Origin of the sequence: Sinomonas notoginsengisoli, from assembly GCF_021554725.1 — a bacterium.
Classification (GTDB): Bacteria; Actinomycetota; Actinomycetes; order Actinomycetales; family Micrococcaceae; genus Sinomonas; species Sinomonas notoginsengisoli.
Genome location: NZ_JAIZDP010000004.1, coordinates 145,216 through 163,494 on the forward strand (window position 1 = coordinate 145,216; position 18,279 = coordinate 163,494).

15 protein-coding genes are annotated in these 18,279 nt (G+C 66.9%); 6 read left to right on the plus strand and 9 right to left on the minus strand.

The features are described from left to right. Positions 1 to 83: 83 nt before the first annotated feature. Complete coding sequence (locus LF262_RS09455; RefSeq protein WP_235780051.1) at positions 84 to 860, minus strand: 3-hydroxyacyl-CoA dehydrogenase; 777 nt, start codon at positions 858 to 860, stop codon at positions 84 to 86. 139 nt (positions 861 to 999) lie between these two features. Here LF262_RS09455 and LF262_RS09460 point away from each other — a divergent pair, with 139 nt between their 5' ends. The 5 genes from LF262_RS09460 (at position 1,000) to LF262_RS09480 (ending at position 7,133) form a co-directional block, all read left to right on the plus strand. Continuing rightward, positions 1,000 to 2,175, plus strand: coding sequence for a glycoside hydrolase family 76 protein (locus tag LF262_RS09460; protein WP_235780052.1), 1,176 nt, complete (start codon positions 1,000 to 1,002; stop codon positions 2,173 to 2,175). Positions 2,176 to 2,382: 207 nt separating this feature from the next. Beyond that, a complete protein-coding gene (locus LF262_RS09465) occupies positions 2,383 to 3,414 on the plus strand; it encodes an iron ABC transporter substrate-binding protein (RefSeq protein ID WP_235780053.1) in 1,032 nt (343 codons plus the stop codon). A 135-nt stretch (positions 3,415 to 3,549) separates the two neighbouring features. Further along, on the plus strand, positions 3,550 to 5,049 hold the full coding sequence (locus LF262_RS09470; protein ID WP_372462762.1) for an ABC transporter permease: 1,500 nt from the start codon (positions 3,550 to 3,552) through the stop codon (positions 5,047 to 5,049). Then, positions 5,046 to 6,194, plus strand: a complete 1,149-nt coding sequence (locus LF262_RS09475) for an ABC transporter ATP-binding protein (RefSeq protein ID WP_235780055.1) — start codon at positions 5,046 to 5,048, stop codon at positions 6,192 to 6,194. The genes LF262_RS09470 and LF262_RS09475 overlap by 4 nt, the downstream gene beginning before the upstream one ends. Positions 6,195 to 6,323: 129 nt before the next feature. Beyond that, a complete protein-coding gene (locus tag LF262_RS09480) occupies positions 6,324 to 7,133 on the plus strand; it encodes an MBL fold metallo-hydrolase (RefSeq protein WP_235780056.1) in 810 nt (269 codons plus the stop codon). Positions 7,134 to 7,205: 72 nt separating this feature from the next. Here LF262_RS09480 and LF262_RS09485 read toward each other — a convergent pair whose 3' ends face one another. From LF262_RS09485 to LF262_RS09525, 8 genes are all read right to left on the minus strand, one after another. Next, positions 7,206 to 7,958, minus strand: a complete 753-nt coding sequence (locus tag LF262_RS09485; protein ID WP_235780057.1) for an SDR family NAD(P)-dependent oxidoreductase — start codon at positions 7,956 to 7,958, stop codon at positions 7,206 to 7,208. 37 nt (positions 7,959 to 7,995) lie between these two features. Beyond that, positions 7,996 to 10,119 (minus strand): fumarylacetoacetate hydrolase family protein, encoded by a 2,124-nt coding sequence (locus tag LF262_RS17115; protein ID WP_308190516.1) that lies wholly within the window; start codon positions 10,117 to 10,119, stop codon positions 7,996 to 7,998. Positions 10,120 to 10,220: 101 nt separating this feature from the next. Beyond that, on the minus strand, positions 10,221 to 11,681 hold the full coding sequence (locus LF262_RS09500) for an aldehyde dehydrogenase (NADP(+)) (RefSeq protein WP_235780058.1): 1,461 nt from the start codon (positions 11,679 to 11,681) through the stop codon (positions 10,221 to 10,223). Between the two features lie 76 nt (positions 11,682 to 11,757). Further along, entirely contained in the window at positions 11,758 to 12,669 is a 912-nt protein-coding gene (locus LF262_RS09505; protein ID WP_235780059.1) for a dihydrodipicolinate synthase family protein, read from the minus strand. An 18-nt stretch (positions 12,670 to 12,687) separates the two neighbouring features. Beyond that, positions 12,688 to 13,518, minus strand: coding sequence for a fumarylacetoacetate hydrolase family protein (locus LF262_RS09510; RefSeq protein WP_235780060.1), 831 nt, complete (start codon positions 13,516 to 13,518; stop codon positions 12,688 to 12,690). 47 nt (positions 13,519 to 13,565) lie between these two features. Next, positions 13,566 to 14,864: an alpha-hydroxy acid oxidase gene (locus LF262_RS09515; RefSeq protein ID WP_235780061.1), complete on the minus strand. Its 1,299-nt coding sequence runs from the start codon at positions 14,862 to 14,864 to the stop codon at positions 13,566 to 13,568. Beyond that, positions 14,861 to 15,916, minus strand: a complete 1,056-nt coding sequence (locus tag LF262_RS09520; RefSeq protein WP_235780062.1) for a C-terminal binding protein — start codon at positions 15,914 to 15,916, stop codon at positions 14,861 to 14,863. Before LF262_RS09520 ends, LF262_RS09515 begins: the two co-directional genes overlap by 4 nt. Next, positions 15,913 to 17,319 carry an MFS transporter gene (locus tag LF262_RS09525; protein WP_235780063.1) on the minus strand — a complete coding sequence of 469 codons (1,407 nt, stop codon included), beginning with the start codon at positions 17,317 to 17,319 and terminating at the stop codon, positions 15,913 to 15,915. The genes LF262_RS09520 and LF262_RS09525 overlap by 4 nt, the downstream gene beginning before the upstream one ends. A gap of 156 nt (positions 17,320 to 17,475) precedes the next feature. Here LF262_RS09525 and LF262_RS09530 point away from each other — a divergent pair, with 156 nt between their 5' ends. Next, positions 17,476 to 18,228, plus strand: a complete 753-nt coding sequence (locus LF262_RS09530; RefSeq protein WP_235780064.1) for an IclR family transcriptional regulator — start codon at positions 17,476 to 17,478, stop codon at positions 18,226 to 18,228. The last annotated feature ends 51 nt before the right edge of the window (positions 18,229 to 18,279 follow it).

The window sequence follows — 18,279 nt, forward strand, 5'->3', positions numbered from 1 at the left end:
ATGCGGGGTCACATCCCAACGATGCGGGGTCACATCCCTACGATGCGGGGGTCGCCCAGGTCCCGATCTGAGTCGCGTCCCGTTTACTTCGGCGCCATGCGGATCGCGCCGTCGAGCCGGATCGTCTCACCGTTGAGCATGGCGTTGTCCACGATGTGCGCCACGAGGTTCGCGTACTCTGCGGGGCGCCCGAGCCGGGCCGGATGCGGGACCTGCTTGCCGAGCGAGTCCTGCGCCTCTTGGGACAGCCCGGCCATCATCGGCGTCTCGAAGATCCCGGGCGCGATCGTCACGACGCGGACGAGCGAGCGGGCAAGCTCCCGCGCGATCGGGAGCGTCATGGCGTGGACCGCGCCCTTCGACGCGGCATATGCAGGCTGGCCGATCTGCCCGTCGAATGCCGCGACCGAGGCGGTGTTGACGATGACTCCGCGCTCCGGTCCGCCGAGCTCCGTGCTCACGGGCTCGGCTGCAACCATGGCCTCGGCGGCAAGCCGGATGACGTTGAACGTCCCGATCAGGTTCACCCGGATCACGCGCTCGAACTGCTCCAGTGGCAGCACGCCCTCGCGCCCCAAAACCCTGCCCGGGGTGGCGATCCCCGCGCAGTTCACCACAACGCGCAGCGGCCCGAGCTCTCCCGCACGCACGACGGCGTGCCGCACCTGCTCCTCGTCCGTCACATCCGCGGGGGCGAACACCGCGCGGTTGCCGAGCTCGGAGGCGAGGGCTTCGCCCGCCCGGCCTGGCAGGTCGACCAGGACCACGGCGGCCCCGTCGGCATGCAGGCGCCGGGCGGTCGCAGCGCCGAGCCCCGAGGCACCTCCCGTGATCAGCGCACTCGCACCATGAAGCTCCATCAGACCTCGCTTCGGTTAATACTCGATAACTCCGGCCATCCTAGTGGACCTCGTGACGCCGGTCACGACGCTTCCCCGCGGGCGGCTTTCGAAATCCGCCCGGAGCGAGGCCGCCGAGCTGTCCGGCTACGCTGGCGCCATGGATGCGGAGACAAGCACGGCGACGTGGGCCGAACGCGCCCGGTCCGCGGCAACCTCGGTCAACTCAGGATTCGGCCACCGCGTCCTGCGCCTGGTCCCGGGCACCTGGATCGCCTCGGTCACGAGGCCTGCCCGGAAGGTCGGCCGGCCGTGGGACCCGTGGCACTACTGGTGGCAGGCGCACTACGTGGACTGTCTCGTGGACGCGTCATGGCGCCAGCTCGATGACCAGTCACCACAGGGACATGACCCCTCAACGGGGGCGGCGGGGGCAGGGTCCGAGCCGCGGGAGCTCGCGCTCGCACGGGCGCTGCTGGCTGGCATCAGGATCCGCAACTTCTTCCAGTACCGCAACGCGTTCTATGACGACATGGCCTGGCTTGCCCTGTCAGGGAGCCGTACGCAACGGCTCACTGAACGGGTGCATGGGCGCGGGCTCCGGGATGCGGAGACGATCACCCGCACGCTGGGGAGGCAGCTGGTCGCCGCGAACACCGGGGCTGGCGGCGGGGGCCTGTTCTGGAACACACGGCGCCGCTTCAAGAACATGGCCGCCACGGCGCCGGCCGCCCTCTTCTTCGCACGCACCGGCGAGCGCGACCGCGCCCAAAAACTCGTCGACTGGATGGACGCGACGCTCTTCGACCCGGCGCAGGGCCTCTACCTGGACGGCATCAACCTCGCCAAGGACGGCACTACGGAGCTCGTCCGCGACATCTGGACCTACAACCAGGGCCCGGTCCTCGGAGCCCTCCTCGAACTCGCTGGCGCAAAGAACCTCGCCCGCGCCGAGGGGCTCATCGCCGCGATCGACCGCCACCTCACGGTGGACGCGCACGACGCCGCGCTGGGCCGCCCGCTTCGGGGCGACGGCGGCGGAGACGCGGGACTGTTCATGGGAATCCTCGCCAGGTACCTCACCCTGGCCGCTCTGGACCCCAGCCTCCGGCCGGAGGCTGGGGACACTGCACGCCGGCTGGTTCTCGACACCGCCGAAGCCCTGTGGCGTGGCGCCGAGAGGCACCCCGGAACGCGGGGTGAGGCCTACTGGACGTTCCCTCAGAAGCCCGGGCAGGCGGCGTCGGACGAGTACCCGCGCGGGAGGCGGGTCGAGCTCTCGACGCAACTGCAGGCGTGGATGGTCCTGGAGTTCGCGCACGAACTGACGCGCTGACGGCAGACTTCCCCTCCTAGCGGACGCGTCACAGGATGACATTAGCGAAGCATCAGGTTGCGTAATTGGGGTGAGATGCGCCACATTATGAAGGGAATCAGGCATTTCTTAGGTGTGGCTAACCTACAGTCGTTCCTGACGTCACCCCGACGACGCCAGCCGGCGGCGCCGTCACCATGACCCGTGACCCACGAAAGGGACGCTCCTATGACGCTCCGCCCCAGAGTCCTCGCTGGCCTCGCGATGATCGCCACGGCCGCCCTCGGCCTTGCCGGCTGCGGCTCTTCCACCTCCGGCGCCGCCAGTGACAAAGGCACGATCACCGTCTACAACGCCCAGCACGAGTCGCTCACAAAGGAGTGGATCGACGCGTTCACGGCCGAGACGGGCATCAAGGTGAACTACCGCCAGGGCGACGACACCGAGATGTCCAACCAGATCGTCCAGGAGGGCGCCAACTCCCCCGCCGATGTGTTCCTCACCGAGAACTCTCCGGCGATGACCCAAATCGAGAACGCGGGCCTGTTTGCGGACATCGACCCCGCCACAGTCACCCAGGTCCCCGCCGAGTACCGTCCCTCGACGAACAAGTGGATCGGCATCGCCGCGCGATCGACCGTGTTCGTCTACAACAAGGACAAGCTCTCTCAGGACAAGCTGCCCAAGTCGCTCATGGACCTTCAGAACCCGGAGTGGAACGGCCGCTGGTCCGCCTCGCCGTCCGGCGCCGACTTCCAGGCAATCGTCTCGGCCATGCTCGAGCTCAAGGGCGAGGCCGCGACCAAGACCTGGCTCACGGCCCTGAAGAACAACGCCAAGACCTACAAGGGGAACTCGACGGCCATGAAGGCCGTGAACAGCGGCGAGGTCGACGGCGCGGTCATCTACCACTACTACTGGTTCGGCGACCAGGCCAAGACCGGCGAGAACTCCAAGAACGTGGGCGTCGAGTACTTCAAGAACCAGGACCCCGGCGCGTTCGTGTCCATCTCCGGCGGTGGCGTGCTCAAGTCCTCCAAGAACCAGGCGGCCGCGCAGCAGTTCCTGAAGTTCGTCACGGGCAAGAAGGGCCAGGAGGTCCTGCAGAAGGGCACCTCCTTCGAGTACGCGGTGGGCTCGCAGGTTCCGTCGAATGAAAAGCTGGTGCCGCTGAGCGAGCTCAACGCGCCTAAGATCGATCCGGCCAAACTCAACTCCCAGAAGGTCAACCAGATCATGACGGCAACAGGACTCCTCTAGACCTTGGACTCCACCCCAGCCACAGCCTTCCCCGCCGCCGCGGTACCGGCAGCGGGGAAGGCTGCGCCGCGCGGGGGCGGGAACGCGGTCGAGGACCAGGGCCCCCGTCCCCGTCGCGCCCGTCCCCCGGCCGGAGTGGTCCTCGCCGCCTCCCTCGTGGCCGCCGCGTCCCTGATCCCGCTCGGCTTCGTGGTCGTCATGACGATCACGACGGGGTGGGATGCCGCCATTGCACTCATCTTCCGCCAGCGCACCCTGGAGCTCCTAGGCAATACCCTCGCTCTCGCGGTCATCACTGTGCCGCTGTGCATCGTGCTCGGAGTGGGCGGCGCCTGGCTCGTGGAGCGGACCTCGCTGAAGGGGAACAAGGCCTGGGCGGTCCTGCTCGCTGCACCGCTCGCCATCCCGGCATTCGTCAACTCGTACGCGTGGGTCTCAGCGGTGCCAAACCTCCAGGGCATCTTCTCAGGCGTCCTCATTGCGACGCTCTCGTACTACCCGTTGGTGTACATCCCGATCGCGGCCACACTGTCCCGGATGGACCCAGCGATCGAGCAGTCGGCAGCATCGCTCGGGCTGGGGGCATGGCGCGTGTTCTTCCGTGTAGTCACGCCTCAGCTGCGGATCGCGACCTCAGGCGGGGCGCTGCTCGTCGCCCTCCACCTCCTCGCCGAGTACGGCGCGTTCGCGATGATCCGCTTCGACACATTCACCACGGCAATCATGGAGCAGTACCGCTCGACCTTCAGCGGCGCGGCGGGCAACATGCTCGCGTCCGTCCTCGTGGCCGTGTGCCTCGTGCTCCTCGTTGCCGAGGCCAGGCTCCGGGGCGACGCGCGGTATGCGCGCATCGGCTCGGGGGTGCAGGCCACGCCCGCTCGGCTCGCCCTCGGCCGGTGGCAGGCGCCCGCCCAGCTCGGACTCCTTGCTCTCGCGGTCGTCGCGGTCGGCGTGCCCCTCTGGATGACCATTGCGTGGGCCAGCCAGGGCGGTGGCGCCATCTGGGAGACCCGCGAGCTCGCCGGAGCCCTCGGTTCGAGCCTCTGGCTGGGAGTGCTCGGTGCGGTCGTGACCACCGTCGTCGCGTTCCCGCTCGCGTTCCTCGCCGTGCGCTTCCCGGGGTGGCTCTCGCGAACACTCGAGCTCTCCAACTACGTCACAAGCTCGATGCCCGGCATTGTCCTGGCCCTCGCCTTCGTCACGGTGGCGCTGCGTGCCATCCCGGGCGTCTACCAGACCACCGGCCTGCTCGTCGCCGCGTACGTGCTCCTGTTCCTGCCCCGTGCACTCGTGAACCTGCGCGCGGGGCTCGCTCAGGCGCCCAAGGAGCTCGAGGAGGCCGCCCAGGCGCTCGGGAAGCCGCCACTGCTGGCGTTCTCCCGAGTGACCCTGCGCCTCGTCGCCCCCGCGGCGGCGGGCGGCGCGGCGCTCGTGTTCCTCGCGGTGGTCAACGAGCTCACTGCCACGCTCCTGCTCTCCCCGCTCGGCACGAAGACCCTCGCGACCGAGTTCTGGTCCCTTTCGAGCGAGATCGACTACGTGGGCGCGGCGCCCTACGCCCTCCTCATGATCGCGCTCTCCGCACCGATGACCTACCTGTTGTTCCAGCAGTCCAAGAAAGCAGCCGGACAGTGACCGAACAGTCCCCCACGCCCGTCACCTCAGCTCGCCTTCCTGAACCGCGCGTCGCGCCGCAGATCGCCGAGACGGCCGACCACCACCTCGATATCGAGGGGGTGACCAAGCACTTCGGCCACCAGCAGGTCCTCAAGGGCATCAACCTCTCCGTGGCGCGCGGGGCAACAACCGCGATCGTGGGGCCCAGCGGATCCGGCAAGACCACGCTCCTGCGCCTCATCGCAGGATTCGAGGCCCCCGATACCGGGCGCATCCTCATGGACGGGCGTGAGGTCGCCGGGGACACGTGGGTGCCGGCGCACCGACGCAACATCGGGTACGTGGCGCAGGACGGCGCTCTCTTCCCGCATCTGTCGGTGGCGCAGAACATCGCGTTCGGGCTCGACCGCGAGAGTTTCCGTGGGCGGAAGGCCGTGGCGAGGCGCGTCGAAGAGCTCCTGGACATGGTGGCCCTCGGCTCCTCCTACGCGAACCGCCGACCCCACCAGCTTTCCGGCGGCCAGCAGCAGCGCATCGCGCTGGCCCGGGCCATGGCGTGCGAGCCCGAGGTGATGCTCCTCGACGAGCCGTTCTCCGCGCTCGACGCCGGCCTCCGGGTCTCCACCCGCCGGGCGATCGGCAAGGTCCTGCACGAGGCTGGCGTCACGACCATCCTCGTGACGCACGACCAGGCCGAGGCCCTCTCGTTCGCGGACCAGGTCGCCGTGATGCGCGGCGGCAGGCTCGCCCAGATCGGCAATCCGTTCGTTGTGTACACGCGGCCCGCTGACCGCGCGACCGCCGAGTTCCTCGGCGACGCCGTGATCCTCGAGGCGTGGCTCGAGGGCTCCCTTGCGATGTGCTCGCTCGGCGCGATTCCGGTGCGCCGCCCTCCGACCCAGGGCCGTGTGCAGATCATGCTCCGTCCCGAGCAGATCCGCATCGCCGCCGACTCTCGCATCCACGGGACCGTGCTCGACTGGGACTACTTCGGCCCCGAGTCCTCGGTGCGCATCAAGCTGCCCGATCGGCCCGCGGACCCCCGGGTCCCCGGAGGCGGCGAAGTCATCACGATCCGCCACTGGAATGCCGCCATGGCCCGGGCAGGGATGGACCTCGCGCTCAAGGTCATCGGCGAGGGCGTGGCCTTCCCGGTCGACTGACGCACCCGTCAGTCCAACCCCGCCTGCAGGCTTCCGGGTACGACGGCGACCACCCACCCCCAGCGCGCTCCTCACCGCGGTGAGCGGGCGGCGTCGTGCGCAGGGGAGGTGTCCGGCTAGGCTGAACGCATGGCCGACGACGTGACCCAAGCCTCCGCCGATCCCGCGACCCGATGGGTGACGAGTTCGGCGCTGACCCGCTACCGCCTCGCACCCAACCCCGGGCCGATGAGCCTGGACGGGACGAACTCGTACGTGATCGCGACGCCCGGCTCAGAGTCGGTCGTGGTGGTGGATCCGGGGCCGCTCGACGCCGAGCACTTGGCCGAGCTCGCGGGCGCGGGACGCGTCGAACTCATCATCCTCACCCACCACCATCCGGACCACAGCGAGGCCGCCGAGGAGTTCCACCGGATGACCGGCGCTCCCGTACGCGCGCTGGACTCCAAGCTGTGCCTCGGTGCGGGCCCGCTGGGCGGGGGCGAGCGCCTCGACGCCGCGGGGGTCCGCATCGAAGTCCTTGCCACCCCCGGCCACACGGCGGACTCGATCAGCCTCCACCTGCCAGACGACGGCGAACACGGCTCGGTCCTGACCGGCGACACCATCCTGGGCCGCGGCACCACCGTGATCATGTTCCCCGATGGGCGGCTCGGCGACTACCTCGAAACCCTCCGCCAGCTCGAGGCGCTCGGCCCGGCCACCGTCCTGCCCGCGCACGGCCCGGTGCTGCCGGACCTCGGCCAGATCTCGCGGGCCTACCTCGCCCACCGCGAGGAGCGGCTGGACCAGGTGCGAGCGGCCCTCGCCCAGCTGGGGCAGGATGCGCCAATCGCGGCCGTCACAGATGCGGTCTACACGGACATCGACGGGAACGTGCGCCGCGCCGCCGAGAATTCGGTCGCCGCCCAGCTGGACTACCTGCGCGGCTGGGCGTAGGGGTCCTTCTGCCAGCGGGGGGCGGCACAGCGCACATAGGAAGGGCAGGATCTATCGGGGTCGGGACTCGCGCTATTCCGCCGGGCGGAGCCGCAGCCCCTGCATGCCCCCGTCTACCGCGAGGGAGGTCCCGGTAGTGGACCCAGCTGACGGGGAGGCGAGATAGGTCATCGCGGCGGCCACCTCGTGCGGGGTGACGAGCCGTCCGTGGGGTTGCCGGGCGTTCAGGGCTGCCCTCTCGGCGTCTGGGTGTTCGGCAGAGGCGAGCAGGCGCCCGACCCAGGGCGTGTCGGCGGTGCCGGGGTTGACGCAGTTGACCCGGATGCCCTCCCGCAGATGGTCAGCGGCCATGCTCAGCGTGAGCGAGAGGACGGCCCCTTTGCTCGCCGAATAGAGGGCCCGCGAGGGGATCCCGGCGGTCGCCGCGATCGAGCATGTGTTCACGATGGCTGCCGCCTGCGAACGGCGCAGGTACGGCAGGGCCGCACGACTGACGCGCACCATTCCGAGCACATTGACGTCGAACACCCGGCGCCACTCATCATCGGCATTGTCTTCAACCGTGCCCTGCGCGCCGATGCCGGCGTTGTTGACCACAATATCCAGCCGTCCGAACCTGTCGACAACGGCTTGCACCGCTGCCACAACTGACTCGTCGTCTGCCACATCGCAGTCCACGGCGAACAGCCCGCTGGCGGCATCCCCCGGATTCAGGTCGAGGACTGCCACTGTTGCGCCCGCTGCGGCCAGTCTCGCCGCGGCGGCCGCACCGATGCCGGAGGCACCTCCGGTGACGATAGCCACCATCGAGTCCAATTCATGCATGCGGTCTCCTTCCGTTGCCGCTCGCTTTTGCTGCTGGTCAGGCCTGGGCGAATGTCTGGCGTTGCCGGCCGAGGCCTTCAACTTCGAGTTCGACGACGTCGCCGGCTGCCAGATAGGGGAACCTGCCCGAGAGCGCCACGCCCTCCGGCGTGCCAGTCATGACGACATCCCCAGGCTCCAGTGCCATGTACTGGCTCACGTGATGGATCAGGTAATGCACCGGGAAGATCATGTCCGCCGTACTCGAATCCTGCCGGGGCTCGGCGTTGACCCAACTGCGCAGCCGCAGGTTGTGCACGTCCACCTCCTCCGCTGGCACCAGCCACGGGCCGAGCGGGGAAAACCCAGGAGCGCACTTGCCCTTGGACCACTGGCCGCCGGAATCCTCCATCTGGAACGTGCGCTCCGACAGGTCATTCGCCACGAGGTACCCAGCAATGTGCGACGCTGCGTCCTCCACTGAACACAGGTAGCCAGCCCGCTGGCCAATGACCACGCCCAACTCCACCTCCCAGTCGGTCGTGGTGCTGTTGCGCGGAATGAACGCTGTGTCGTCCGGTCCGGCAACGGTGTTCGGGGTTTTGAGGAAGATCATCGGCGCCTTCGGCGGCTGCGCGCCGGACTCTGCCGCGTGCGCGGCGTAATTCATCCCGACGCAGACGATCGCCGACGGGCGCGCGACAGGGGAACCCACGCGCAGCCCCTCGGCGTCCAACTCAGGGAGGGCCCCATCGGCCAGCTGTCGGCGCACCTCGTCAATGCCCCCGCCCGCCAGGAAGGCCCCGTCGATGTCCGCCGTCAGCGGTGACAGATCATACGTCTTCTCGCTGCCAGCGCCGTCCCCGGCGATGACGGCCGGAAGCTCAGCTCCCAGCGGCCCGAGCCGGACAAACTTCAATCCCTGTGGTTTCAGATCCATCGGTCTTTCTGTCCTCCTGGAAATGGGTTGCTTCACAGTCTGGTCACTCGCCGAGAGGTGTCCTCCCGGGAGAGGAACCCGCTCGTCAGCTCGATTCCGTGGCCGGGGGCCGACGTTGTGGTGATGGTGCCGTTGCTGAGCACGGGCAGGCCTGTGGCGATGTCTTGATACCAGCCGTGGTAGAAGGCGCGGGCAACTTTCCTGGACTTCGACGTTCGGGGTGGCGGTCGCGAGATGTACTGCGGTAGCGAGCGCGACCGGGCCGGTGCAGTCGTGGAGTGCTATGGGCAGGCCGTGGCTGTCAGCGAGGTGGGCGGCTTTCCTCCCCTGGGTGACGCCTCCGCACCATCCGAGGTCAAGGATCGCGGTGTCGATGGCGTTGTTGTCGAAGAGGGCTTTGTAGCCGAGGTTCCCGGCGCCGGTGCTCTCTCCGACTGCGATGGGGATGGGGGTCCGCGCGCGGAGCGCGGACAGCGCTGCTGGCTGGTCGGATCTGATCGGGTCTTCCGCCCAGGTGAGGCCGAAGGGTTCAACGGCGTAAAGGAGGCGGCTCGCTCCTGAGAGGGTCCATTGTCCGTGCAGCTCGAGGTAGATATTGATCTCATCACCGACCTCGTTCCTGATCGCGTCAAGGACGGCCAGCCCGGGGCGGAGGTCAGCGGTCCGGCTTCCGCGGCTTTGCTCCGCGGCGAGGTCGAATGGCCAGATCTTCATGCCGGGGTAACCGGCATCTACCAGTTCTCGGGCCAATTTCGCCGGCTCATGGTGGAATGCCCACAGGTCTTCATAACGGTCCGCCGGTGCCGAGTCAGCGCTGAGGGGAGTGCCCCAATTGGACGAAGATTGGCAGGACTGGGCGTTGATGTAGGAGTACCCGGCACAGGTGTTGTAGACGGGGAGTCCATCATTGAAGCGGCCGCCGAGCAGTTCGTTCAGCGGTAGGGATGCCCGTTTGGCCAGCAAGTCCCAGAGGGCGATGTCGATCGCAGAATTGCCGCGGGCTTCCGCGCCGGAGCCGGAATAGCCGATGTAGGGCTCCAGGGCAGCGGCAGCGGCGGAGGGTGTGTCCGCTCCGCCTTCGGCGAGCAAGGGGGCGGCGACGTCGTGGATGTAGGCTTCGACGCTCGTGGCGCCGAAGAAGGTCTCCCCCAAGCCGAGGGTCCCGTCCTGGTCTCGGATGGCGACGAGGGTGAGGTTGGGCTGAAGCGCTGTTCTGATCGTTTCAATTTCCGTGATGGCCATGGTGCTCCTCGTGGGGGCCGGGTGATGGGGTCGGATTCACAGTTCGGAAATGGGGAAGATCCGGTGCCGGAGCGCCTCTAGTGCGAGCAGCGGGTGCGGGGCTACGACTGCCCGGGGCGATCCCAGCGTCCGTCGATCCGCTGCGGGACGCGCCACGGATTCTCATCCCGAAGCGGTTCGGGCAGGAGGCCTGGCGGGAAAGACTGATAGGAGACGGGGCGAAGGAAGCGGCGGATGGCAGCCGTGCCGACCGACGTGGTGTTGGAGGTCGTCGCCGGGTAGGGGCCGCCGTGGTGTTGGGCGTAGCTGACGGTGACGCCGGTGGGCCAGCCGTTCCAGAGGACACGGCCGCTGATTCCTGCGAGGACCTCCAGCAGGTTGGTGGGGGTCTCATCCGGTTCCGTCTGAAGGGTCGTGGTGAGCTGGCCTTCGAGAAGCCCCGCAAGGTCCGGAAGCTTCATGTCATCCTCGTACTCGATCACGAGGCTGGCGGGCCCGAACATCTCCTGACGCAGCAGCTCAGGTTGGGCCAGCACGTCGGCGCCCGTGGTGTGCAGAACAGTCGGTGCGGGCTGGGGCGCGAAGGTTCCTTCCACGAGGACGTCAACCTCTGACTGGTCCCGGAGTGCGGTGACGGAGCGCTCGTAGCCTTCGAGTATGCCGCTGCTGAGGAGCCGGATCGGCGTGAAGCCCGACAGTGCTTCCGAGAGGAGCCGGCGCAGTTCTTCTCGGCCGGTGGCCGGGACGAACAACAGTCCGGGCTTGGTGCAGAACTGGCCCATGCCCAGGGTGAAGGAGTTCACATACTCCTTCAGGATGCTCTCCCTGCGCCGCTGCCATGCAGCTGTCGTCACGAAGACGGCGTTGATGCCGCCGAGTTCGCCGTAGAACGGGATGGGCTCGGGCCGACTCTGGGCCCGCTGCAGGAGGGCCCGGCCCCCTGCGGTGGAGCCGGTGAACCCGACGGCTTTGATGAGCGGGTGGTCTACGAGGTTTTCGCCGGCAGTCCGGCCGGCCACGAGGGAGAACAGCCCTGGGGGCGCCCCGGCGGACTCGAGGGCTGCCGCAACCGTCTGCGCTGTTTGTTCGGCGAGGTCCGGGTGCGCCTCGTGGGCCTTGTGGACCACGGAGCACCCAGCGGCGAGGGCCGAGGCGCTGTCACCTCCCATCACGCTGAAGGCGAAGGGGAAGTTGGAAGCGCCAAAGACGCCGACTACCCCCACCGGCTGGTTGACCCGGCGCAGGTCCGGCCTAGGACCCATTCCCCAGTGAGGATCAGAGTGGTCTATCGTCGCGTCGAGGTGTTCGCCTTGACGGATCTCGCCCGCGAACAGCTCCAGCTGGAATATGCTTCGCCTGAGCTCCGATTCGAGCCTTGGTTTCCCCAACGAGGTCTCCCGGTCGGCAATGGCCACAAGTGCCGCCTCGTTCCGGGCCAGTCCGTCAGCGATGGCCTCGAGCCACGAGGCCCGGGTGGATAGGTCGACGTGCCGGCCGACGTGAAATGCTTCATAGGCTGCACGAACAGCGGTATCGACTTCGTGCGGGCTGGTGTCCTTCATACGGGTGCTGCCTCCGTGATTTGTGCGGATGCGGGCTGGTGGCGTTGTCTTGGTCGCCGTGGGAGGAATCTGGGCATCAGGCCCAGCCCAGGATGAGGGGGTCGTTTCTTCGAGCGAGGCTGACCAGCCGGTGGTGGGTATGAGGCGGCAGATCGGGGAGAGGAGATCTGGTCTTGGCGCTTGCGATGATGCGGCCTTCCTTCAGCAGAGCTTTCGCTGCACGCAGGCCGCACTGCCGGTTCTCGAAATGGATGAGCGGCAGTATTGCTTCCCAGTCTTTGGCCGCTTCCTCGCGTTCGCCCTTGTGGAAGCGGCGGACGATCGCGCCCAGCTTGTCGGGAAGCATCGAGCTGGACATCGTCCCGCTGGCGCCCGCCTCCAGATCCGGAATCAACGTGATGCCTTCCTCTCCGTCGAAGGGGCCTGGCAGGTCATCCCCGGCTGCTGTGATCAGCGAGCGCAGCTTCTCCGCTGTCTGCGGCATCTCGATCTTGACGTACTTGACCTGTGGGATTTCCCGGGCCAAGCGCGCCAGCAGTGACACCGAAAGCCGGGTTGGGCTTACCGGGGCGTCCTGGACCATGACGTCTATCTCCAGCCCGTCCGCGAGCTTCTTGAAGTATTCGAGGATCGCTTCCTCGTCGGCGACGACTCCGGCTCCGTAGAACGGCGGCATCAGCATCACCATCGAGGCCCCCAGTTCCTGCGCTCGCATAGCACGGGCCCGGGCGACCTTGGCGCTGAAGTGGCTCGCGGCTACGCAAACAGGAAGGCGTCCGCCCACGTGCTCCAATGCGCTCCGGGTGATCAGGTCCCGCTCCGAGTCATCGAGCGAGAATTGTTCCGAAAAGTTCGCCAGAAGGCACACCCCGTCGGAGCCAGCATCCATGAGGTAGTCGAGGACGCGCAGCTGTCCGGCGAGGTCGAGGGTCTCGTCGTCGGAAAAGATGGTAGGGGCCACAGGCAAGACCCCGCTTAGCACAGACATCGTGCTCCTTTCGGCGTCTCAGACACGGGCGACCGGGTTGGCGAGCGTCCCGATGCCCTCGATGGCAATGCTCACGGTGTCCCCCTCGGACAGAATGAAGTCCAGGCCCGGGACGACGGAGGTCCCCGTCGACAGCACAGCGCCTTCGGGGTAGGCCTCTGCCCTGAGGAGGTACGCAGAGAGTTCCGAGAATGTCCTCTTGAGTTTCGCCGTCGACGTGTCCCCCTTCCACACCACTTCGCCATGGCGCGTGATCTCCATCGCGATTCCTGCGTCTTCCGGGTGGGGCAGGTGGGTCGCCAACCGGATCCAGGGACCGATCGCGCAGCTGTGCCGGTATACCTTGGCCTGAGGCAGGTAGAGCGGGTTCTCCCCTTCGATGGATCGGGAGCTCATGTCGTTGCAGATGGTGTAGCCAAGGACTTCGCCTCGGAAGTTCAGAACGAGAGCGAGTTCCGGTTCCGGTACATTCAATTCCGAATCGCTTCGGATGCCTGCCGCTCCCCCGGGGCCGGACACCCGCCACCCGAGCGCCTTGAAGAACAGCTCCGGCCGCTCGGCGTCGTACACCCGGTCATAGATGTCCGCCTCAGTGCTTTCCTCCATCCGGGCTTCCTTGGAGATCTGGTAGGTCACTCCTGCTGCCCACACTTCCGTGTGGTCGTCCACGGGAGCGAGGACCTGCACCGGTGCCTCAGAGGCGAGGGGCGCTGCTTCAAGCATGCGCAGGGCTTCGGGAACCTCGAGGGCCAGCAAGGTCCCGAGTCGGGCCTCCGCGTCGAGGACCCGCAATCCGCCCCGGCTTTGGTAGAACCAGCGGATCGAGCCGCACGCCGTGCGCGCTTTCATGAGAGTTCCTACAGGCATATCGCTTGGGTTCACCATCTGTTTCCTACTCACCGCTTCGGGGCTGGGGTATGGGGGTTCACGTGACGTTCGGCGATTTTCGCCGTTCCGTCGAGGCCGAGGAGTTGGAGGCCGCGCCGATATTCCGAACGAAGGATCTCGACCGCGCGCTCGACGCCGGCTTCCCCACCCGCCATCAGGCCATAGAGATAAGCCCGCCCAACCATCACGGCGTCCGCTCCCAGAGCAACGGCAGCAATGATGTCCTGTCCATGCCGGACTCCGCTGTCCAGGAGCACTGTCGTGTCAGGGCCTACGGCGTCCCGCACTGCAGGCAGCATGTCGAGGCTGGCAGGAGCGCGGTCGAGTTGCCGTCCGCCATGGTTGGACACGACGACGCCGTCGGCCCCGAGATCCATCACCCGGCCTGCATCCGCGGGGTTCTGAATCCCCTTAACCAGGAGCTTGTGCGGCCATTTCTTCCTCAGCCACGCCAGGTCCTCGTAGTCCAGCCCCGGGTCGAACAAGAGGGCCGCGACGTCGGCGGAGGTCCCCGGGAAGTCACGGACGGAGGCGAACTCGATCGGTGCGGTGGTGAGCTTGTTGACCCACCAGTAGGGGAAGCGGGACATGTCGAAGAAGGTCTTCAGGGTCAAGGACGGCGGGATCGTGAGGCCGTTTCGGACGTCCTTCAGCCTGCGCCCGCCCACGGCTGTGTCGATGGTCAGGACCACCGTCCTGCTGCCGGCCTCCAGCGCCCGGTCCACCAGCTGGTTGTTCAACCGGTGGTTGTTGGTGAGGTAGAGCTGGAACCAGTTCTGGCCCTCGGGCGCGGCCTCCCAGATTCCCTCAATAGTGTCGGTTCCCACCGTGGAGAGGGTGTACGGCAGGTTGTTGCGCTGGGCAACCCGCGCGACTGCCCCCTCCCCCTGGTGGTGCATCATGCGGGTGTATCCGGTGGGCGCGAAGACGAGGGGGAAGTCGATCCGTTCTCCCAGCAGTTCTGTGGAGAGATCCGGGTCCACCACCGAATTGAGGTTCTCGGGAATGAATTCTGTTTCCCGGAAGGCGTGCACGTTTCGCGAAGCCGTGATTTCAGCATCTGCCGCACCGTCGACGTAATCGAAGACAGCACGCGGTGTAGTGCGGCGTCCAATGCGCCGGAGGTCCTCTATCGTGAGGGCGTTCTCCAATCGCCGTTTCACCGGATCTAGAACGGGCGCGCGGAACTGCAGCAGCTCGCGGACCTCCGACAGTCGGGGCAGCTGCCGGCGCACCGGCACGCTGCCGTCGGGGGCGGGCTGCACCTGCGGTGCGGCTGCTACGTGCCTTGTTTCGGTCACGGTCATTGGAGTACCTCCGGATTCACGATGTTCCGGGGCGTCTGCCCGGCGACAGCGTCCATCACGTTCTCTGCCGTGCGGCGCTTGAGCTCTTCCTGTGACTCTTCGCTGTACCAGGCGGCGTGCGGGGTGAGGACCACGTTGTCAAGTCCCAAGAGCCTGGCGCCGGGTGGAAGGGGCTCTTCCTCGAACACGTCGAGCCCGGCACCGCGGATAGTGCCCGACTGGAGCGCCTCGACGAGGGCTTCCGTGTCTACGACGCCGCCGCGGCAGGTGTTGATCAGCAAGGCTCCGGCCTTCAACCGTGCCAGCACGTCGGCGTCGATGAGATGGTGCGTGTGCCGGTTGAGGGGGACATGCAGGGAGAGCACGTCGGCGCGGCTGATGAGCTCGTCGAACCCCACGACCTCCGTTCCATCCGGGCTGACGGTGCCGGGAGTGTGGAGGGGGTCGAACCCAATGGTGCTGTAGCCGACCCCCCTCGCCTTCCGTGCGGTGGCCGCGCCGATCAGGCCTAGCCCGACCACCCCGAAGACCCTTCCTGAAAGGCGATGCAGGGGCTGGGCTGGCGCGAGGGAGCAGTCGCCCCGTCGCACCGCGCGATCGAGCATGGCCACTCCGCGGGCCAGGGTCATCGTCAAGGCGAGCGCGTGGTCGCTGACGTCCTCCGTGCCGTAGTCCGGGACGTTGCAGACGGCCACGCCGAACTCGGTTGCGGCGTCCACGTCCACGTTGTCCACGCCGACTCCGTAGCGTCCCACGGCCTTCAATCCGGGCAGAGCCTCAAAGACCTTCCGCGTGACGGGAGCGTACTGGACGAGGATCCCGCGGGCATCGGCCGCCGCACGGATAACGTCTTCCTCCGTCCGGCAGTCAGCCCGGACCAATTCCATTCCCCTCGATCTGGCCACGGCCTCTTCCTCGGCGAGGCACTCTTGGTCCCAGTCGGTGACGACGATGCGCATTGAAGCGCCGGATGATTCACCGCCGGTGTCAGTTGCGTCCTCGCGCAGGGGCGCGGCGACGTCGGCAGCGTGCGTGCCTGAAGGCGATGTCACAGGTCACCCTCCGTCGCCGGGGCCGGCTGCCGCTGCGTCTGCTCTTGGTCAACGTAGCCGTACACCTCGGGGAGGATGTACGTCGCGGCTAGGAACCCGGTCAGGGACAGCAGGGCCACCAATGCGGTGGCCAGCGGGACGCCGAGTGCGGTGAACATGATGGGGAAGAAGAAGATCGTGACGAACGATGCGAGCTTCACGAAGATGTAGCCGAACCCCGAAGCGGTCGCGCGGTAGCGTGACGGGGCGACCATGGAGGCGATCGTCATGCCGTTGGACGCATCCCAGTAGTGGCCGAACATCAGACCGGCTGCCGCGAGGGGGACCAGTGGCTTCCAGTCCACCTGCAGGAAGATGGCCGCAAGGATGAGGGAGACGAACGCCAGGCCGTAACCCACACGGGCGACGCCCTTGTGCCCGATCTTCGGAGTGGCCAGCGGTGCCGTGAAGCCGCCGATCGTTGCGATGACGTAAATCCCAGCGGTAAGGAAGTTGGTCGCCGTAATACCGGACACGCCGGTGAGGATGAGGATGGTGGGCAGGTAGAACCCGAAGGCAGAGAATTCGGCGCCCTGCATGGCGTTGGAGATCCAAGCGAAAATGGTTGCCCGGCGGCGCGTGCGGTCGGCCCAAATGCTGGAAAGGAAGTCCCGGGTGCGGGGACGGTCGATCGCATAGTCCTGATTGGGGAGCATGTCGAGGTCGTCATTGAACATCTCGCGCGAGACCTTCTTGGCCTGCGCGAACTTCCCGCGCTGGATCAGGGCGAGGGCGGTGTCGGGAACGTCGAGGCGCATGACCAGCAAGGCAAGAGCAGGAACGGCCCCTAGCGCCAGTCCGAGCCTCCACAGCAGGGCTTGGTCCATGCCCGTCATGTAGAGGATGGTGATCACCACGATGGCGACGATCTCCCCGACACCGAACATCATCTGCCACCGGTTGCCCATCACTTCGCGCTTGCCCCTGGGCATGCTCTCCATGATGTACGCGTAACCGGTGGAGATGTCGCTCCCGAGCGGGAAGCCAAGCAGGAACCGGATGATGACCAACTGCCACATATCGGTGGCGAAGCCCTGAGCAGCGGCAAGCACGATAAAGGCGACCATGGTGGCTAGGAACACCTTCCGCCTGCCGAAGCGGTCCGCGATCCAGCCTCCGAAGAATGCACCTAGGAGCGCTCCGGCCTGGACTGCGCCCGAGGCCAGGCCCAGCATGGCCGGGCTGGGGTGCAGGTCCTTGCTCACGAAAATCAGGAGGAAGGAAATCGAGTAGAGATCCCAGGCCTCTATCAGGATGGTGGAAATCATCAGCCACCCCGCACGCCGCCCGTCGCCTGTTCCTTCCTGGTTCAGCACATGCTCGGCGGCCCGGTCGCTGAGGCTCAGCAGTTCTTTCTGGTCCATTACGGCTCCTTCGCCGATCAATTGCGTTCCGTTTGACGGAATGGCATTCGATATGTTGGAATCGTATAGGAAACAGTATGTAGGGTCACGGGTCGTGTCAAATGCCCGATTCCGGCAGAGAGCGGCCTCCACCGCGTGAAGGGAAGAAGCAGACCGATGACTTCGATGAGCTCCGGCGAAGGGGCTGCTTCGAGGAAACTCCTCAGAGTCCTCGAAGCACTCGGGAGCGCCGAAGGCCCCTTGCGCCTGGCGTCTCTGGCGGCGGAAACGGGTATGGCCAAGTCCACTGCGCATCGCCTGCTGGCCGTACTGGTCGCGGAAGGGTGGGCGGCTAGCCGCGAGGGCTCCTATGAGCTGGGGCCCCGGGCCAGGGCTGTTGCTGCAGCAGCGATACGCGACCCGGTCAACGCCAGCGTGGACGCAGTCCTTCAGGGCTTGTCCACGGAAGTCTCCCAGACGGTGCATCTGGGGCTGGCAGCAGGCGATCACTTCATCTACACCCACAAAGTGGAGGGCCCGCAGGGCTTCGGCATCGCCTCACACGTCGGAATGAAACAGCTCCTGCACAGCACTGCGATCGGCAAATGCATTCTTGCGGGAGTGGGCGACGCGGAGCTGGCGGACCTAGTCCGGCGCACAGGCTTGCCTGCCCGAACGACTCGCACACACGACACCCTCGACGCCTTGCTGGCCGATCTCGCCGGCGTGAGGGAAAGGGGCTTCGCATTGGACGACGAGGAAAACGAAGACAACATCCGCTGCGTCGCCGTGCCCGTCCGCATCAATGCCAAAACCATTGGCGCCATCAGCATCTCAACAGTCACGCTGCTCACCGATCTCGACACCGTTGTCGGCTTCGTACCCGCCATGAACAAGGCAGCCGCCCGGGTACAAGGGCTTCTGACGTGAGTGTGGTGGCCAGCCGCGTCCTCGTGGCGGGCCAGACCCTGCTTGCCCACG